The sequence below is a fragment of the Stenotrophomonas sp. YJH_SMC_54 genome, from assembly GCF_059368435.1.
On the sequence record NZ_JCAFRS010000004.1, the window covers coordinates 158,134 to 174,094 of the forward strand.

Annotated in this window: 15 protein-coding genes; 5 read left to right on the top strand and 10 right to left on the bottom strand. The window is 69.0% G+C overall.

The genetic code is table 11. The features are described 5' to 3' along the window. Positions 1-45: 45 nt before the first annotated feature. The 4 genes from AC5P5S_RS06420 to AC5P5S_RS06435 form a co-directional block, all read right to left on the bottom strand. On the bottom strand, positions 46-804 hold the full coding sequence (locus AC5P5S_RS06420) for a pilin (RefSeq protein WP_005414606.1): 759 nt from the start codon (positions 802-804) through the stop codon (positions 46-48). A gap of 39 nt (positions 805-843) precedes the next feature. Continuing rightward, positions 844-1,317 carry a DUF494 family protein gene (locus AC5P5S_RS06425; protein ID WP_005411195.1) on the bottom strand — a complete coding sequence of 158 codons (474 nt, stop codon included), beginning with the start codon at positions 1,315-1,317 and terminating at the stop codon, positions 844-846. A 43-nt stretch (positions 1,318-1,360) separates the two neighbouring features. Further along, positions 1,361-2,488, bottom strand: a complete 1,128-nt coding sequence (gene dprA / locus AC5P5S_RS06430; RefSeq protein WP_005414605.1) for a DNA-processing protein DprA — start codon at positions 2,486-2,488, stop codon at positions 1,361-1,363. A gap of 166 nt (positions 2,489-2,654) precedes the next feature. After that, the gene (locus AC5P5S_RS06435) at positions 2,655-3,788 is read right to left on the bottom strand and encodes a LysM peptidoglycan-binding domain-containing protein (RefSeq protein WP_062605554.1); all 1,134 of its coding nucleotides are present in this window, start codon (positions 3,786-3,788) and stop codon (positions 2,655-2,657) included. Positions 3,789-3,914: 126 nt separating this feature from the next. Here AC5P5S_RS06435 and def point away from each other — a divergent pair, with 126 nt between their 5' ends. The 4 genes from def (at position 3,915) to AC5P5S_RS06455 (ending at position 8,551) form a co-directional block, all read left to right on the top strand. Further along, positions 3,915-4,427 carry a peptide deformylase gene (gene def, locus AC5P5S_RS06440; RefSeq protein ID WP_005411192.1) on the top strand — a complete coding sequence of 171 codons (513 nt, stop codon included), beginning with the start codon at positions 3,915-3,917 and terminating at the stop codon, positions 4,425-4,427. A 120-nt stretch (positions 4,428-4,547) separates the two neighbouring features. Next, positions 4,548-5,471, top strand: coding sequence for a methionyl-tRNA formyltransferase (gene fmt / locus AC5P5S_RS06445; RefSeq protein ID WP_024957899.1), 924 nt, complete (start codon positions 4,548-4,550; stop codon positions 5,469-5,471). 3 nt (positions 5,472-5,474) lie between these two features. Further along, a complete protein-coding gene (gene rsmB, locus AC5P5S_RS06450) occupies positions 5,475-6,806 on the top strand; it encodes a 16S rRNA (cytosine(967)-C(5))-methyltransferase RsmB (RefSeq protein ID WP_495276295.1) in 1,332 nt (443 codons plus the stop codon). Positions 6,807-6,829: 23 nt separating this feature from the next. Beyond that, positions 6,830-8,551 (top strand): ArnT family glycosyltransferase, encoded by a 1,722-nt coding sequence (locus AC5P5S_RS06455; RefSeq protein WP_062605556.1) that lies wholly within the window; start codon positions 6,830-6,832, stop codon positions 8,549-8,551. An 18-nt stretch (positions 8,552-8,569) separates the two neighbouring features. Here the strand turns inward: AC5P5S_RS06455 and AC5P5S_RS06460 are convergent, their stop codons facing one another. Together AC5P5S_RS06460 and AC5P5S_RS06465 are read right to left on the bottom strand one after the other, a co-directional pair. Then, positions 8,570-9,691 carry a glycosyltransferase family 4 protein gene (locus tag AC5P5S_RS06460; RefSeq protein ID WP_062605558.1) on the bottom strand — a complete coding sequence of 374 codons (1,122 nt, stop codon included), beginning with the start codon at positions 9,689-9,691 and terminating at the stop codon, positions 8,570-8,572. 43 nt (positions 9,692-9,734) lie between these two features. Next, positions 9,735-10,553: a glycosyltransferase family 2 protein gene (locus AC5P5S_RS06465; protein ID WP_012481364.1), complete on the bottom strand. Its 819-nt coding sequence runs from the start codon at positions 10,551-10,553 to the stop codon at positions 9,735-9,737. Between AC5P5S_RS06465 and AC5P5S_RS06470 the strand changes: the two genes are divergently transcribed. Next, positions 10,552-11,610 carry a CDP-glycerol glycerophosphotransferase family protein gene (locus AC5P5S_RS06470; RefSeq protein ID WP_062605560.1) on the top strand — a complete coding sequence of 353 codons (1,059 nt, stop codon included), beginning with the start codon at positions 10,552-10,554 and terminating at the stop codon, positions 11,608-11,610. The two genes, AC5P5S_RS06465 and AC5P5S_RS06470, sit on opposite strands and share 2 nt — an antisense overlap. Before the next feature lie 114 nt (positions 11,611-11,724). Here AC5P5S_RS06470 and AC5P5S_RS06475 read toward each other — a convergent pair whose 3' ends face one another. From AC5P5S_RS06475 to AC5P5S_RS06490, 4 genes are all read right to left on the bottom strand, one after another. Next, entirely contained in the window at positions 11,725-13,263 is a 1,539-nt protein-coding gene (locus AC5P5S_RS06475) for a PH domain-containing protein (RefSeq protein ID WP_062605562.1), read from the bottom strand. Then, positions 13,260-13,760: a PH domain-containing protein gene (locus AC5P5S_RS06480; RefSeq protein ID WP_005411183.1), complete on the bottom strand. Its 501-nt coding sequence runs from the start codon at positions 13,758-13,760 to the stop codon at positions 13,260-13,262. The genes AC5P5S_RS06475 and AC5P5S_RS06480 overlap by 4 nt, the downstream gene beginning before the upstream one ends. Before the next feature lie 75 nt (positions 13,761-13,835). Further along, on the bottom strand, positions 13,836-14,972 hold the full coding sequence (ribA, locus tag AC5P5S_RS06485) for a GTP cyclohydrolase II RibA (protein WP_033834003.1): 1,137 nt from the start codon (positions 14,970-14,972) through the stop codon (positions 13,836-13,838). Between the two features lie 65 nt (positions 14,973-15,037). Next, positions 15,038-15,958, bottom strand: coding sequence for a lauroyl acyltransferase (locus tag AC5P5S_RS06490; RefSeq protein ID WP_062605564.1), 921 nt, complete (start codon positions 15,956-15,958; stop codon positions 15,038-15,040). Positions 15,959-15,961 lie beyond the last annotated feature (3 nt).

Here is a 15,961-nt window from a genome sequence, read left to right on the forward strand (position 1 = left end):
TGTTCCCTGTTGAATCATCCTTGGAGGTGCTGGCGTGCGCGTGGCTCAGCCGCGGCACGTCGGCGGCAGGTACTTGTCGTTGCTTTCGCCACTGCATTCCCACCGGCCGCTGTCGCGATCGTATTCCAGCCACAGCAGGTCGCCGTCGATGCCCTTGCCTGGTACCGCCAGCGTTGCTTCGATGCCGCAGTGACCGTTGTTGAAGCGGCCGATGTTCACCGCCGACAGGCCCGCGTTGGCGAAGTCGCCCGGGGCCGGGAAGCCGGCGTCATTGGCACCCGGGCAGCGCCCTTCGTCATCGGCGAAATGCTGCACCTGGTCCTTCAGCGGCTGCAGCGCGGCCACGGCGCCGGCGACTTTGCTGCGCACGGTGTAGTCGTTGTAGGCCGGCAGCGCGATGGCGGCCAGGATGGCCACGATCGGGACCAGTACCAGCAACAGGGCACCACCGATGATGGCGGTCAGCGCACAGCCGGACAGCTTCTTTTTCGGTGCCGGCAGGACGGTGGCCGATGCACTGGCGGCGTAGGGCGTGGACGCCGGCAGTACCGGCGGCTGCGGCGGAGGCGGTGCGACGGGTTCCGGTTCCGGTTCGGGTTCGACCGGCGGTACGGCGGCGTCCAGCGCCGGCACGATCAGGCCGAGTTCGTCCACGACGGTGCGCAACGGCTGCCATTGCGGCAGTCCGTCGCGCCAGACCAGGGTGTCCAGGGTGATCTGGTTGTTGCGGAACAGCTCGACCAATTGTTCCGCCGGCAGCGGACCTTGCTGCCGGTTGCCTTCTGCATGGAACCACTCGCTCACGGGGACGCTCCTGAATGCGCTATGCCCCCAAGTGTACGGTCAGTGCAGGGGTTCTGGCTCGTCCATGAACATCTGCGTCTCCATCCAGGCATAGGCCGCTTCGGAGCCAGGCTGGTTGAACAGCACCATCAGTACGACCCATTTCAGGTCGTCCAGGTCCAGTTCGTCCTGGTCCAAGGCCATCGCCCGGTCCAGCACCAGTTCGCGCTGGTCGGCGTCGAGGATGCCGTGCTGTTCCAGGTACAGCAGGAAGCCGCGGCATTCCACGTCCAGCTTGTCCAGCTCGGGGCCGTGGTAGACGCGCACGGGGCCGTCGACCCGTGCCTGGGCCACGCTCGGCCGCTGCGCGGCCAGGGCGTCGAGCCAGTCGAACGCCTTGTTGATCTCGGTTGGGCTGAAACCGGCCTGGATCAGGCCGTTCTGGAGCGAATCGCGGTCACGGATCAGGTCCGCGTCTTCGCTGAAATAGTGTTCAAACAGGTACAGCAGTACGTCCAGGATGCTCTCTTTCATTGCCCCTCGGCCTGCGTCGCGCGACGCTGTGGAGGTGAAGAAACTAGGGAGTTCGACAGTAGCGGCCGTGTACGCACACCACGATTCCCGCCAGTTCCATGGCCAGCAGCATGGAGGACACCTGGGGCGCCGTCAATCCACAGCGTGTGATCAGTGAATCCATACTGCTTGGGTCGTGGTCCAGGGCCCGCCACAAGCACTGGTAGTCAGGGTCGTCGGCCCAGCGCGCCGGCAGGAGCGCCGGCGGTGCCTGTTCAGTGGGGGTGCCCAGCCGTGATTGCAAGCCCGGCAGCTGCTGGCGAAGGGCAGGGGCCAGCAGTTCCAGCACTTCCTCGGGGCGCTCGACCAGTGCGGCCCCTTCACGGATCAGCCGGTGGCAGCCCGCAGCGCGTGGGTTGAGTACCGAGCCGGGCAGGGCACAGACTTCACGGCCCGCCTCGGCAGCCAGCCGTGCGGTGATCAGGGCGCCGGAGCGTTGCGCGGCCTCGACCACCACCGTCGCCAGCGCCAGCCCGGCCACCAGGCGGTTGCGCGCGGGGAAGTGGCCCGGGCGTGCCGGTGTGCCGGGCAGGTACTCGCTGAGCACCGCGCCCCCGGCGGCGATCCGCCCCTGCAACCGTTGGTGGCTGTCCGGATAGGCCCGATCAGGGCCGGTTCCGATCACCGCCACGGTGCAGCCGCCTGCCTCCAGTGTGGCCAGGTGGGCGGCCGCGTCGATGCCGGCCGCCAGGCCACTGGTTACGGCCAGTCCGGCCTCGACGAAGCAGCCGGCAAAGCGCGCGGCCAGCGCGCGTCCTCCCGGGGTTGGCGAGCGGCTGCCGACCAGCGCCACCGAGGGGCGCCAGGCCAGGCTCGGATCGCCCGCCACGAACAGCGCCAGTGGCGGGTTCGGGACGTCCAGCAGGGGCGGCGGAAAGGCCGCATCGGCGAAGGACAGCAGATGGTGGTCGTCGTCTTCCAGCCAGTGCCGCGCCACGGTCCAGGCGCGGGCGTCGGGGTGTTCCAGTGCAGCGCACTGCTCTGGCGTGCAACCGTGCGCGCGCCAGTTCGCGGCGCCCTGCGCGATCGCGGTCTGCGCGCTGCCCGCGGCCTGCAGCAGGGACCGCCGTGGCGCCAGCGCGCCGCCTGCCATCACCAGGCGCAGCAGCGCCTCATCAGCTTGCTTGGTCATTCCCCCACTATCGAGCGCATGCAACAAAGGCGCCCTAGGGCGCCTTCGCATGTGGCTGTCAGGTTTTGCCGGAGACCGCCCCTGTAGAGTCGACTGTCAGTCGACTACCGCGCGCAGCGCGGGCGCTTTCGGGGGGCGGTGAAGAGCAGTCGACCAACAGTCGACTCTACCGCGCGTCCGGGTGCAGCGCGTTGTACCCCACGCGCACCGGCTTCACGCCCTGCATCACCAGCGCGTAGCTGACATTGTCGAAGGTGCGGAACACCATGGCATGCGCCGCGTACTCGTCCGGCAGCGAGACCCGGCCGGCGCCGGTGCTGAGCGAATCGTCCATGCGCGACGAGGTCGGGTACTTCATGCGGTGCGCCACGTGGCGGCCCGGGCGCCACAGCGAGAACACGGTGCCGTTGTCCACGCCCTGCGCGCGGCCTGCCGAGATCGCGATCACATCGCGCGGACCAGCAGCAGTGAACATGTCGGTGACGGCCAGCACGCGCACGTCGACGCCCTCGACACCGGCGGCGGGGACATGGGGCACGAACTGCAGGTCGTACGGCCTGGCCTCGATCGGCACCAGGCGGTCGCCGGCACGCACCTCGCGGCCGCCTTCGTTCTTGTCCAGCACCAGGGTGGACGCCTCGACCTTGCCTCCGGCGACATGGGTGATGGTGCCGGTGGCGACCTGGGCCAGCTCATAGCCGAGCACGCCGCGGCGGTGGTTGGGTGCGCTGTAGGCGCGCCACAGGTTGCCGCTGCCCGGGGTGACGTCGCCGTTGGCGGTCAGGTCCTCGGTCGGCTTGGGCTGGGCGTAGCGCACGGTCGGGCGGACAACCGCCCAGCGCTGGCCCACCTGGGCGTCGGCCAGGCGCACATAGACGGCGTGGCCGCTGGTGGCACGCAGGCGTTCCTCTTCCAAGCCGGCCACGTAGGGCAGCTGCTCGATGCTGTCGACCACGCTCAGCTGCTTCAGGAACGGCTCGACCTGGGCCAGCGGAATGGCGTCGATCGGGGCCTCCTGGCGTGGGCCGGGCCGGGCCGCCACGGTCACCCGGTCCAGGTAGGCCAGGCTCAGGACGTCACCGGGATAGATCAGGTGCGGATTGGCGATCTGCGGATTGGCCTGCCAGATCTCCGGCCACAGCCACGGCTTCTGCAGGAAACGTGCGGCGATATCCCACAACGTATCCCCTTTTCGGACCACATAGGTGTCCGGGTGCCCGCCATTCACTTCCACGGCGGTAGCATAGGCAGCCACGGTCAGCATCGCCGCGGCGACGACCGTACGAAAACGAAGCAACATAGGTGTGAAGCCCTGATTCCCCAACAGGTCCGCGCACTATAGTCCAGAAACCGGGGCGCAAGGCAAGCGTTGGAGCTAGAATCTGCGACGTATGCCGGCGTGCCGGCCCCCTATCCGGAAACAGCCATGGCCCTTCTCCCCATTCTCGAGTTCCCCGATCCGCGCCTGCGTACCAAGGCCGCGTTGATCGAAGCTGCCGAAGTCACCACGCCGGCCTTCCAGGAACTGATCGACAACATGTTCCTGACCATGTACGACGCCCCGGGCATCGGCCTGGCCGCCACCCAGGTGGACGTGCACAAGCGCTTCATGGTCATCGACGTCAGCGAAGAAAAGAATGAACCGCATGTGTTCATCAATCCGGAAATCGTCGCCAAGGACGGGGGCCGGGTGTACCAGGAGGGCTGCCTGTCGGTTCCGGGCATCTTCGCCGACGTGACCCGTGCCGACACCATCACCGTGAAGTACCTGGACCGCAACGGCCAGGAACAGCAGATGGAGGCTGGTGACGTGCTGGCCACCTGCATCCAGCACGAGATGGATCACCTGGACGGCAAGCTGTTCATCGACTATCTGTCGCCGCTCAAGCGCGAGATGGTGCGCAAGAAGCTGGCCAAGCAGCGCAAGCACGTGGCGTGATCGCCAATCCGGGCCACCCTTCGGGTGGCCCGTGCCTGCGCGGCTCGCGCGGGCTCTACGGCGCCGGCCGACGGCGCCGTTTTCTTTCCTGCACGAATCCATCCTGCAAGTGGGGTAGCCATGAGGATTGTCTTTGCCGGTACGCCGGAATTCGCGGTGTCGTCGCTGCGCGCGGCTGCGCGCCACCATGAGGTCGTGGCCGTCTATACCCAGCCTGATCGCCCGGCCGGCCGAGGCCGTGGCCTGGCGCCTTCGCCGGTCAAGCTCGAAGCCGTGGCCCGTGGCATTCCGGTCTACCAGCCGGAGTCGCTGAAGGACGCGGCCGCCCAGCAGCAGTTGCGCGACCTGCAGCCGGACCTGATGGTGGTGGTGGCCTATGGCCTGATCCTGCCCAAGGCAGTACTGGCCATCCCGACCCATGGTTGCTGGAACGTGCATGCCTCGCTGCTGCCGCGCTGGCGCGGCGCTGCGCCGATCCAGCGTGCGATCCAGGCTGGTGACGCGAAGACCGGGGTGTGCCTGATGCAGATGGAGGCTGGCCTGGATACCGGCCCGGTGCTGCTGCACCAGGAGCTGCCGATCGCCGCCACCGATACCGGCGGCCAGCTGCACGACAAGCTGGCCGAGCTTGGTGCCCAGGTGTTGTCCGATGGCCTGGGCCTGCTGCGTGCGGGCATCAAGCCGATCGCGCGACCGCAGCCGGAACAGGGCGTGACGTACGCGCACAAGCTGGACAAGGCCGAAGCCAGGCTGGACTGGGCGCAGGACGCCGACGCGCTGGCGCGTACCGTGCGCGCGTTCAATCCGTGGCCGATCGCCGAGGCAACGCTGGCTGGCGAACGCGTGCGCATCCATGGTGCGGTGGCACTGGAGGCAGACCACGGCCAGGCGCCGGGCACCGTGCTGGCCGCCGGCCGCGACGGCATCGACATTGCCTGTGGCCAGGGCGCGCTGCGCCTGCGCGTGCTGCAGCGTGAAGGCGGCAAGGCGATCACCGCTGCCGATTACCTCAACGCTCGCCGCGACCTGCGCGTGGGGGCATAAGCGGTGTCCAAGCAGAACGATTTCTCCGTCGCCAAGGCGGCACCGGGCGCGGCCACGCGCATGCTGGCCGCACGCGTGCTGGCACAGGTGTTCACCCGTGGCCGTTCGCTGAAGGCCGAACTGGCCTGGGCGCTGCCGAAGCTGGCCGACAGCCGCGACCGCGCGCTGCTGGAAGCCCTGTGTTTCGCTGTGCTGCGCCGTCGCAGCACCTATGACGCGGCCTTGCAGGCCTGGATGCAGAAGCCGCTGTCGGCGCGCGATGCCGACCTGCGCACGCTGCTGATGGTCGGTTTCGCCCAGCTGGACGTGCTCGAACTGCCTGCGCACGCAGCGCTTTCGGCTACGGTCGATGCGGCGCGCGCGCTGGGCCGTGAGCGCCAGGCAGGCCTGGTCAACGCGATCCTGCGCCGCGCCCAGCGCGAGGGGTTCCCCGAACAGCCTGCGCGCGACGCCTTCCCGGAATGGTTGGCTGATGCGATCGAGCGCGACTGGCCGGCGCAGGCCGAAGCGATCTTCAGCGCCAGCCTGCAACCCGCGCGCTTGTGGCTGCGTGCCAACCGCCAGCATGGCGGTCGCGACAAGGCCCTGGCGACGCTGGCCGAGGCCGGCATTGCCGCTGAAGCCACTGCACTGTGCGCCGATGCGTTGCGCCTGGCGACCCCCGTTGCCGTGAACCAGCTGCCGGGCTTCGGCGATGGTGCACTGTCGGTGCAGGACCTGTCGGCGCAATGCGCGGCCGATGCGCTGGCACCCGCGACCGGTGCCCGCGTGCTGGATGCCTGCGCGGCACCCGGCGGCAAATCGGCGCATCTGCTGGAGCGTGACCCGAGCCTGCGCCTGCTGGCGCTGGATATCGACGCGCGCCGTCTGGCCCGGGCACGTGACACTTACACCCGCACCGGTGTGGGCGAGCATGCGCAGACCCTGGTCGCCGATGCCAGCGATCCCGGTTCGTGGTGGGACGGCGTGCCGTTCGACGCGATCCTGCTGGATGCGCCATGTTCGGCCACGGGCGTGATCCGCCGCCAGCCGGATGTGATGTTCCACCGTCGCGCCGAGGACGTCGATGCACTGGTGGGCGTGCAGGCGCGCCTGCTGGAAGCCTGCTGGTCGATGCTGCGCCCGGGCGGCGTGCTGCTGTACGCCACCTGCTCGATCCTGCGCGCCGAGAACATCGATCAGGTGCGTGCGTTCCTGAAGTGGCATCCGGACGCGGTGGCGCAGCCGCTGGGCGATGCGTTCGGCGTGGATTGCGAAGGCGTGGCACGCCAGCGACTGCCTGGTGACAACGATGCTGACGGTTTCTTCTACGCGCGTCTGATAAAAGCAGCCTGACCCCCGCTGCCGTTTCGAGTCCCATGCTGAAGACCCACGCGTCGCGCCAGACGTGGTTGTTCGTGGTGGTGGCCCTGCTGGTGCTGGGGGCCGGGCTCGGTCTCCGCGATCCGTGGCCCTCTGACGAACCACGCTTCGCGCTGGTGGCCAGGCAGATGGTCGACAGCGGTTACTGGTTGTTCCCGCATCGCGGTACCGAGCTGTATTCGGACAAGCCGCCGATGCTGATGTGGTGGCAGGCCTCGCTGTATGGCCTGGTTGGCCACTGGCGCGTGGCCTTCCTGCTGCCCTCGCTGCTGGCCGCATTGGGCACGCTGTGGTGCGTGGTCGATCTGGGGCGCCGGCTGTGGACGCGGCAGGTCGGGCTCTGCGCGGGGTGGGCACTGCTGTTCGCGCTGCAGTTCACCTTCCAGGCGAAGAAGGCGCAGATCGATCCGCTGCTGGTGCTGTTCATCACCCTGGCCAACTATGGCCTGCTGCGCCACCTGCTGCTGGGCCCGGCCTGGCGCTGGTGGTGGCTGGGCTGGTTCTTTGCCGGTATCGGGGTGATCACCAAGGGCGTGGGCATGCTGGCGCTGCTGATGATCGTGCCGGCGGCCATCGCTGCAGCCCTGCAGTGGCCCCGTGTTTCCCTGCACGCACGCGATGGCCGCTTCTGGCTGGCACCGCTGGCCTTCCTGCTGGCGATATCGCTGTGGCTGGCGCCGATGCTGCTGGCCGCGCTGGGCACCGGATCGGACGAGTACCGCGGCTACATCAACGACATCCTGGTGCGGCAGACGGCCCGCCGCTACACGCAGTCCTGGGACCATCACCAGCCGTGGTGGTACTTCTTCGGTGTCATGCCAACGATGTGGATACCCGCGTTCCTGGTGCTGCCATGGGCGATCCCGGCGTGGCGGCGGCGCCTGTGCCGCCGCGATCCACGCTACCTGCTGCCGCTGGCGTGGTGGTTGCTGGTCGTGCTGTTCTTCTCGATTCCCCAGGGCAAGCGTGATGTCTACATCCTGCCGGCGCTGCCGATGTTCTGCCTGGCGCTGGCGCCGCTGCTGCCCGGGCTGCTGAAGCGGCGCGATGTGCAGCGCGTGCTGGGAGGGTTTGCCGCGTTGCTGGCACTGGGATTGAGCCTGGTCGGGGCGCTCGCGTTGCTGGGTGATCCGCGCTTCGAGGTGAACCTTGCCCATGGACGCGGATTGACGCCGGGCGCGACCGATGCATTGGCGTGGACGGCGCTGGCGATGGCGATCTGGTCGGCGTTGAGCCTGTGGGCGTGCGGGCGCCGACGTCGGCACGTTGCCTTGGTCTCTACCCTGGCCGGGGTATGGGTGCTGTATAGCCTGGTCGGTTATCCGGTGTTGAACGATTCCAGCTCGGCCCGTGGCCTGATGCGTGAGGTCAGCGCACGCATCGGTCCGCAGGCCGAGCTGGGATTGGTGGCATGGAAAGAGCAGAACCTGCTGATGGCCGATCGCGCGGCGGCCACCTTTGGATTCGAAGCGCGTTGGCATCAACAGCTGCAGGCGGCCGTGCGCTGGCAGCGGCTGGTTCCGCAGCACCGCTGGCTGCTGGTGAACGAAGATGCGATGCAGGCCTGCATTGACCGTGCGCAGGCCGAAATGGCAGGCATTTCCAATCGTCGCCGCTGGTGGCTTGTGCCTGCCGATGCGGTCGCCGGCACCTGCCGGCCGTCGGCGGCGGAACTCGAGCACGAGCGCCGCCTGCAGGGGCCCGGCCTTACCGATTAAGCGTTCGGGCAATGTGGCTCAGGTGCTGGCCAAGGCGGCGTGATAGCTGGCCAGGGTCGCCCCGGCGAAGGTCTGCAGGCCGAACTCACGCTCTGCATGGCGGCGGGCGGCCATGCCCATCGCCGGCAGCGCCTGGCGTTGTTCATACATCGCCTGGACCTGTGCGGCGATGGCGGCCACGTTGCGGGTGGGCACGACCCAGCCGTCGACTCCCTGCTCGATGTTTTCCGGCAGCCCCGCGTAGTCGCTGACCAGCATCGGCCTGGCGCTGGCCATCATTTCGCGGCAGGCGAAGGAAATTGTTTCGATGTCGTTGGACAGCACGAAGCCGACGTCGCCGGCGGCGATCAGTGGGCGCGTATCGGCCAGCAGTCCGGTGAAGTGGACCTGCGTGGCGACATCGCCGAGGGCCTGCACCTGCGCGCGTTGCTGCGCGTTGGGCAGGTGACCTGCGACCGCCATGTGTACGTGCGGCCGGATCGCGTCGGGGAGCAGGGCAATGGCCTGCGCAAGGTCGATCCAGCCCTTGTAGTCATCGGTGCCGGCGTTGCTGACCAGCAGCAGCGCATCCGGATCCTGCGTCCATTGCTGCCGCATTGCCTGGCCGGCGTCGGCCGGCAGCGGCGCGAAGCGGTCCAGGTCGACGCCGTTGCGGACCACATCGATCGGGCAGCGCCGGTACGGGCCCTGCTCCAGCAGGCGCCCGGTGTGTGCCGAAACCGCAATCACGCGGTCGGTGGCCCAGCGGGCCCTGAAGGCATTGCCAAGCGTACGGGTGGGCTTGCTGTTGTGCTTGGTCAGGATGATCGGCGGGCGGCGCATGCCGAGCAGTCCCTGCATCACGAAGCGGTGATCACGAGCACCGTTGACGTGGACCAGGTCGATGCCCTCGTCCCGCACCAGCCGGCGCAGCGCATGCTGTTCGGCCAGTTGTCGTGGCAAGGTCGGCAGGCCGCTGCCAAAGGCCATCGGCAGCGGGGTGGCGATTCCTTCCTCGGCCACCGTGCGCAGCAGGCGGCTGTCGGCGGGGGCTGCGACATGGACCGTGTGCTGGCCATGCAGGGCGCGCGCCAGGGACACGATGTACGTGGTGTGGCCGCCACCGTCGCCATAGTGGAAGTTGGTGTACAGGATTTTCATGGGGGATCTTCAGGCAACGCGCGGCAAGTGTGACACAGCCGGCTCAGGGCCGTTCCTCAGGGGCTGGAGGATCGGCCACCGCCTGGCCGTTGCCCAGCATCCACAGCATGATGGTCTTCTGCCGTACGTAGTTGGCACGCACATAGGCATAGACCAGGCCGTGCCAGCCGTCGCGGAAGCCGCCGCGGAACAGGAAGCCACGCCAGAACCGCCAGGCCGGCGCCAGCACCAGCTTGCCCAGCGTGGCGCGCTTGCCACGCGCGAACTCGTGCTCGGCCATCATCCGTGCATACTTCTCGGTCTTGGCCAGCTGCTGCTGCAACGATCGATAGGGATAGTGGATGAGATCGCCGCGCAGGGTGCCGACGCTGCCATCGACGCTGGCCGCCTCGTGGATCTCGCGCTTGCCGCGCCAGCCGCCCTGGCGGCGGTCGAACAGGCGCATCACCCGGTCCGGGTAGGCATTGCCGTGGCGCAGGAACCTGCCAAAGTATTCGGACAGGCGGGCGAAGCGGTAGCCGGCGTGACCGGCGAAGCCGCCGTCACGGGCCTGTTCGATGGCCGCACGCAGCTCGGGGCTGATGCGCTCGTCGGCATCCAGGCACAGTACCCAGTCGTGGCTGGCCTGCTCGACGCAGAACGCCTTCTGGCTGCGGAAGCCCTCGAACCGACGCTGCAGCACGCGGGCACCGGCAGCCTCGGCAATGGCCACGGTCGCATCGGTGGACTGCGAGTCCACCACCACGATCTCATCGCAGAAGGCCAGCGAGGCCAGGCAGTCGCCGATGCGTCCGGCCTCGTTGAACGCGATAATGCACGCCGAGATGCGAGGCCGTTCGATGGGAGCGGTCGTGGAGGACATGATGGCCGGGTACCTGTTGTTTGCGACGGAGCGCTATGCGCTGCCTATTCTCGCCCCGTTGGCGCAGGCGTTGCACGCGTCCGGGCAGGAGGTTGCGGCCTGGTTCGAAGGCGGCGCGGCCGGCAGCAGCCTGCCGGGGGTGGCCAACGTCGGCCTGAAGCAGGCCCTGGCAATGCGCCCGCGGGCGGTGTTCAGCGCGGCCAACTGGGTGCCGACCTTCCTTTCGGGGGCCAAGGTGCAGCTGTTCCATGGCTTCAACGTGGAAAAGCGCGACAGCGCGCGCGGCCACTTCCGGGTGCGCGGCACGTTCGATCTGTACTGCACGCAGGGGCCGGCCACCACGACGCCGTTCCGCGAGATCGCGGCCCAGCAGGGCCACTTCGCGGTGGCCGAGACCGGCTGGCCGAAGCTGGACCCGCTGTTCCGCGATGACGGTGGCGAGAGCGCCGCACTGCGCGCGCCGGCCGGCGATCGCCCGGTGATCCTGTTTGGTTCCACCTTCACCGAGCGGCTGAGTGCGGCACCGCACCTGCATGCGCAGATCGCCGCCGATATCGCTGCCGGTGGGCGCTACTGGCTGCTGACCCTGCATCCCAAATGTCCGCCGGAACTGTTCGAGCGCTACCGCGGGCTGGCCGGTGCCAATGCCCGCTTCATCGAGCCGGAGCAGGTGATGGCCGCGCAGCGCGCCGCCGATGTGCTGGTGTCGGACACCTCGTCGATCGTTTCGGAGTTCATCGTCCAGCACAAGCCGGTGGTGACCTTCCGCAACCGCGTGCCGAAGCCGCACATGATTGATTTCGACGACCCGGCACAGCTGCCGGCGATGCTGCAGCGCGCGCTGCATCCGGACGCCGCGCTGCAGGCGGAAATCGTGCGTTACGCCGATGCCATCCATCCGTACCGCGACGGCCTGTCCAGCGAGCGGGTAATCGCGGCCACCGAGGATTTCCTGTCCGGTGAAATGGGTGCGCTGCGCCGCAAGCCTCTCGGCAGCTGGGTGCGCGATCTGCAGATCCGAAGGGACCTGGGCTATTGGGGCCCCTCGCAGCGATGATGCCTCGCTGACCCTGCTCGCGGTAGTGCCGGCCGCTGGCCGGCAAACCGGGGGATGTGCAGTTGCCGGCCAGCGGCCGGCACGACCTGATTCAGGCCGGGATCCGACCCCGCATCACCAGCGCAGTTTGCGCCGCGCCAGCGCGGCCGCCAGTTGATCCATCGCCTGCTGTGCCTGTGCCTGCGGCAGATGGTGCAGGGTGAGTGCCACGTCGCCATGCGCACCGGCGGTATCCAGTTGCAGGCTGCTGGTGCCCAGCACCTTGTCCAGCGGTGAACGCTGCAGGCGCAGGCCCTGCACCTTGTCCAGCTCGGCCCAGCGCCACCAGCGTTTCCACCAGCCGCCGCGCACGGCCACATAGTGCTCGTCCAGATACCAGCCCATGCGTGCCATCTGACGGTGTGCGACCAACAACGCGACCGGCAGCCAGGCCAGCACGACCAGGCCCCATGGGCCCCAGCGCCAGTACGCGGCGGCGGCCAGCAGCGGCACCAGCAGCAGCGCGCCCAGGCACAGCCGCCACCAGCCACGCTGCGGGATGGACTGCCATTGCGCCGGTGGCCAGTGCAGCTGGGGGAGCAGGTGCTGCACCAGTTGCGTGCAATGCTCGCGGGTTGCCAGCGGCGCCAGTTCGCGCAGGGCGCGGTCCTCATCACGCGAAGGGCCACCGGCGGCACTGTCGATGCGCAGCTGGCGCAGCCCGAACCAGCGCTGCAGGGTGCCTTCGCGCAGCGTCCAGGCCTGGATGCGGCGACGTGCCACGCTGCTGCGGGTGCGGCTGAGCATCCCGGCCGACACCGTCAGGCGGCGGTCCTGCTCGACGAGGGTGAAGCCGTGGTAACGCAACAGGGTCAGTACCACCGACAGCACGCGCAGCGCCAGCCAGCCCAGCAGCAGGGCCGCCGCCGCCAGCAGCAACGCGCCGGTCACGCCGGGATGCAGGTGGCTGGCATAGCCGAAGGCTTCGCGGCCGCCGCGCTGGATGGCATCGTCCATCACCGGCCGCGGCACTGTCTGGAACAGGACGCCGAACGCGGCGACTGCCAGTGCCCAGCCGCGGTTGGAGAGCAGTCCCATGCGCACCACGTCCCAGCTGGACAGTCGCAGCAGTACGCGTTCGCTGTCGACGTCGGCAATGGGCGGTGCATCGACGGCGTCGTTGGCCTGCGGCGCCTGCCCGCGCTGGCGGACCAGCCGTTCCAGCGCCAGTGCCTGGTCCAGCTTCAGTACCCGCATCTCCGCTTCAGGGCGCACACCGCCGGCCGATTCCAGGCGCAGCTCGGCCACGCCGAACAGGCGGTGCAGCGGGTTCTGCCGCACTTCCACGTTGTGGATGCGGGCGAACGGGATCTCGCGGCGGTTGCGCGCCAACAGGCCACTGCGCACGGTGATCGCATCGCTGCCGATGCGGTAGCGGTAGCTGAGGTACTGCATCACCGACACCAGGACCAGGGCGGCAATTGCCGTCAGCGGAATCAGCTGCGCCCACATCGGATCGCGGTCGCCGCGCTGGCCGAACACCAGCAGCGCGGCCAGTGGCAGGAAGTAGTGGCGCAGCTGCATCAGCAGCACGAACAGCCACGACCACGGGTGCAGGCGGTGGTCCTCGGTACCGGTGGGCGGCGGTGCAGGCAGGGGCGGCGGCAGGCTCACAGGGCGTCGGCGTCCTGGTCGAGCTGGTGGGACAGGGTGTCGCGCAGGCGCTCGGCATCCGCCTCGTCCAGGCCGCTCACGGTCACCGCGCTCATGCGGGTGCCTGCGGTGTGCACGATCAGCGTGGCCAGGCCGGCACGGCGCTCCAGCGGGCCCCGGCGCAGATCGAGATGCTGCACTCGCGACAGGGGAATGCGCGTCTCCAGCTGCCACATGAGGTCGCGGCGCAGGCCCAGGCCCTGTGCGTCCAGCCGCCAACGGGTGCGGACCAGGCGTCGACGGCCCAGCCACGCACCAAAAGCCACACCCATCAGCAGCCCGGCTGCAGCGGTCCACAGGCCACCGGGCAGATCGAAGAACCACGCCGCCGCCGCCAGTGGCAGGCCCGGGACGAACAGGCCGCCAAAGGCACCTTCCAGTGCGGCCAGGCGGGCTGCGCGTTGCGGCAGTGACTGCCAGTCGGTGGCGGGTGGTGCAGGAATCGTGGCGTCGGTCACGCGGGCTCCGTCAGGCAGCAGGGCGGGCGGTAGCGGCCGTGGCCGCACCGCGCAGACGGTAGCAGGTCGGCTGCGTTACTGGGCAGCCTGGATCAGCGCATCGACATCCAGCAGGTGGCCGGCACGGTCGGCCTTGGTGCGCAGGTAGTTCTCGTTCTCGGCAGTGATCTCGCCGGTGACCGGAATGCAGTCCAGCACTTCGATGCCAGCATTGCGCAGGCGCTGTGCCTTGGTCGGGTTGTTGCTGAGCAGCGCCACGCGCGAAATGCCCAGGCCACGCAGCATCGCCACCGCGCTGCCGTAGCGCCGCTCGTCGGCACCGAAGCCCAGCTGCGCATCGGCGTCGATGGTATCCAGGCCGTCGTGCTGGTAGCCATAGGCGCGCATCTTGGCGGCGATGCCGGTGCCGCGGCCTTCCTGGTCCAGGTACAGCAGCACGCCACCGCCCAGGTCCTTCAGCTTGCGCAGGCCACGCCGCAGCTGGTCGCCGCAGTCGCACTTGAGTGAACCGAACAGATCGCCGGTCAGGCACGAAGAATGCACGCGTACCGGCACCACTGCCGACAGGTCCGGCTCGCCGACGATGATCGCGACCTGGTCGCGCTGCGCCACGCCGCCGCGGAAGACTGCAAAGGTGGTCATGCCGACGTCGCGCAGCGGAACCGGCGAACGCGCCACCAGTTCGTAGTCGTGGGCCGCATGTGCTGCGCCTTCGGCCAGGTCGCACAGGGCCACCTCGGCCGCACCGTCGAAAGTGTGGTCATCGACGTCCAGGCGCACCGCGACCATCGCTGGCAGCAGCAGACCCAGGCGGGCAAGCTCCACCGCGCCGGCATCGAAGGCGTCGCCGGCGCTCCAACTTTCGGGCATCGGCCCGGGTTCGCGCAGGTAGCCCAGCGAGGGCAGGGCCTCGAAGGCCACGCCGCTCAGCGGCAGGCGCGCGCCCTGTGGTGCCTCCACGCCGAGCACGCGGGCGCGGGTGGCGGTCAGGAACAGGTAATGGCGCTCGCGGGCGGCAGCGGCGAAGGCGGCGAAGCTGCTGGTCGTGGCGCTGTCCAGCGCGATCACCGCCAGGCGCTGGCCCTGGCCATCGTGGAGCAGCACCGGGCGACCGGCGCGCAGTTCGGCCACCGCGCGTTCGCAGCGGATCGCGGCCGGATCGCCGAACAGGGAAGAAGCAGCAGGCATGGCAGGACCGGGGGAGGCGGACATCGCAGTCTCTATGGGGGCGCCGGCGTCGTATTCAACGTGGTGCGGCCAGTGGTCGCAGGCGGCCGTCAGTGGGGGTGTTCCTCAGTTGCGTACGGGTCTTCCTCGCTACTGCCCGGTGGCCGCAGCGTATAGCGCTTGTAGGTCCACTGGTACTGCGCCGGGTCGCGGCGGGCGATGCGTTCGATACCGGCGTTGAGGGCGGTGGCCGCCACCAGCGGGTCCGGATCGGCCACGGTCGGGTCGGTCGGCTCGATGTGCAGCGCGAACTCCATGTCCGGCCCGATGCGTTCGCACCAGCCATAGAGCACGGTGGCACCCGTGCGTTCGGCCAGCCGGTTGACCAGGGTCATGGTCAGCGCCTGCACGCCGAAGAACGGCACGAACACGCCATCGCCGGCCTTGGGCTGCTGGTCGGGCAGGATGCCGGTGGCGCCGCCGTCCTTGAGCACCTTGAACAGCTGGCGCACGGCCGGGCCTTCGGCGCGCACCTGCTGTACGTTCTGGCCGCCGCGCACCAGCTGCAGGAAGGCATCGCTGGCCTCGTCCTCCGGCGGCTTGTAGACGATGGCGATCTGCCCGCGCGAGGCCAGCCACTGGTTCAGCAGCTCCCAGTTGCCGAAGTGCGGCGCGGCCACGATCACGCCCTTGCCGCTGGCCAGGGCGGCGTCGTACAGGGCCTCGCCATGGCGCTGCTTCAGGTGCCGGCGCAGGTTGTCGGCCGGCGCCTGGCTCCACAGCCGCAGGGTTTCGATGGCCTGCAGCGCGGTGGAGCGCAGCAGATCACGGTGCAGGCGGTCGCGCGCGGCGCCATCCAGCTCCGGGTAGGCCAGTTCCAGGTTGCGCCGGGTGACGCGGCTCTCACGGGCATTGAGGGCGATCCACGCCCACGCCAGGGCGCGCGCGAACGCCCGCAGCAGCGGCCAGGGCAGGCGGGCGAACAGGGTGGTGGCGCGGTAGACCAGCCGGGCTTTGCGTTGCGGATTCATCGG

Excerpts from the sequence above, each read along its gene's own strand:
- AC5P5S_RS06425 (WP_005411195.1), bottom strand. The coding sequence starts at position 1,317 with ATGAAAGAGAGCATCCTGGACGTACTGCTGTACCTGTTTGAACACTAT.
- dprA (WP_005414605.1), bottom strand. The coding sequence starts at position 2,488 with ATGACCAAGCAAGCTGATGAGGCGCTGCTGCGCCTGGTGATGGCAGGC.
- AC5P5S_RS06435 (WP_062605554.1), bottom strand. The coding sequence starts at position 3,788 with ATGTTGCTTCGTTTTCGTACGGTCGTCGCCGCGGCGATGCTGACCGTG.
- def (WP_005411192.1), top strand. The coding sequence starts at position 3,915 with ATGGCCCTTCTCCCCATTCTCGAGTTCCCCGATCCGCGCCTGCGTACC.
- fmt (WP_024957899.1), top strand. The coding sequence starts at position 4,548 with ATGAGGATTGTCTTTGCCGGTACGCCGGAATTCGCGGTGTCGTCGCTG.
- AC5P5S_RS06455 (WP_062605556.1), top strand. The coding sequence starts at position 6,830 with ATGCTGAAGACCCACGCGTCGCGCCAGACGTGGTTGTTCGTGGTGGTG.
- AC5P5S_RS06460 (WP_062605558.1), bottom strand. The coding sequence starts at position 9,691 with ATGAAAATCCTGTACACCAACTTCCACTATGGCGACGGTGGCGGCCAC.
- AC5P5S_RS06470 (WP_062605560.1), top strand. The coding sequence starts at position 10,552 with ATGATGGCCGGGTACCTGTTGTTTGCGACGGAGCGCTATGCGCTGCCT.
- AC5P5S_RS06465 (WP_012481364.1), bottom strand. The coding sequence starts at position 10,553 with ATGTCCTCCACGACCGCTCCCATCGAACGGCCTCGCATCTCGGCGTGC.
- ribA (WP_033834003.1), bottom strand. The coding sequence starts at position 14,972 with ATGTCCGCCTCCCCCGGTCCTGCCATGCCTGCTGCTTCTTCCCTGTTC.
- AC5P5S_RS06490 (WP_062605564.1), bottom strand. The coding sequence starts at position 15,958 with ATGAATCCGCAACGCAAAGCCCGGCTGGTCTACCGCGCCACCACCCTG.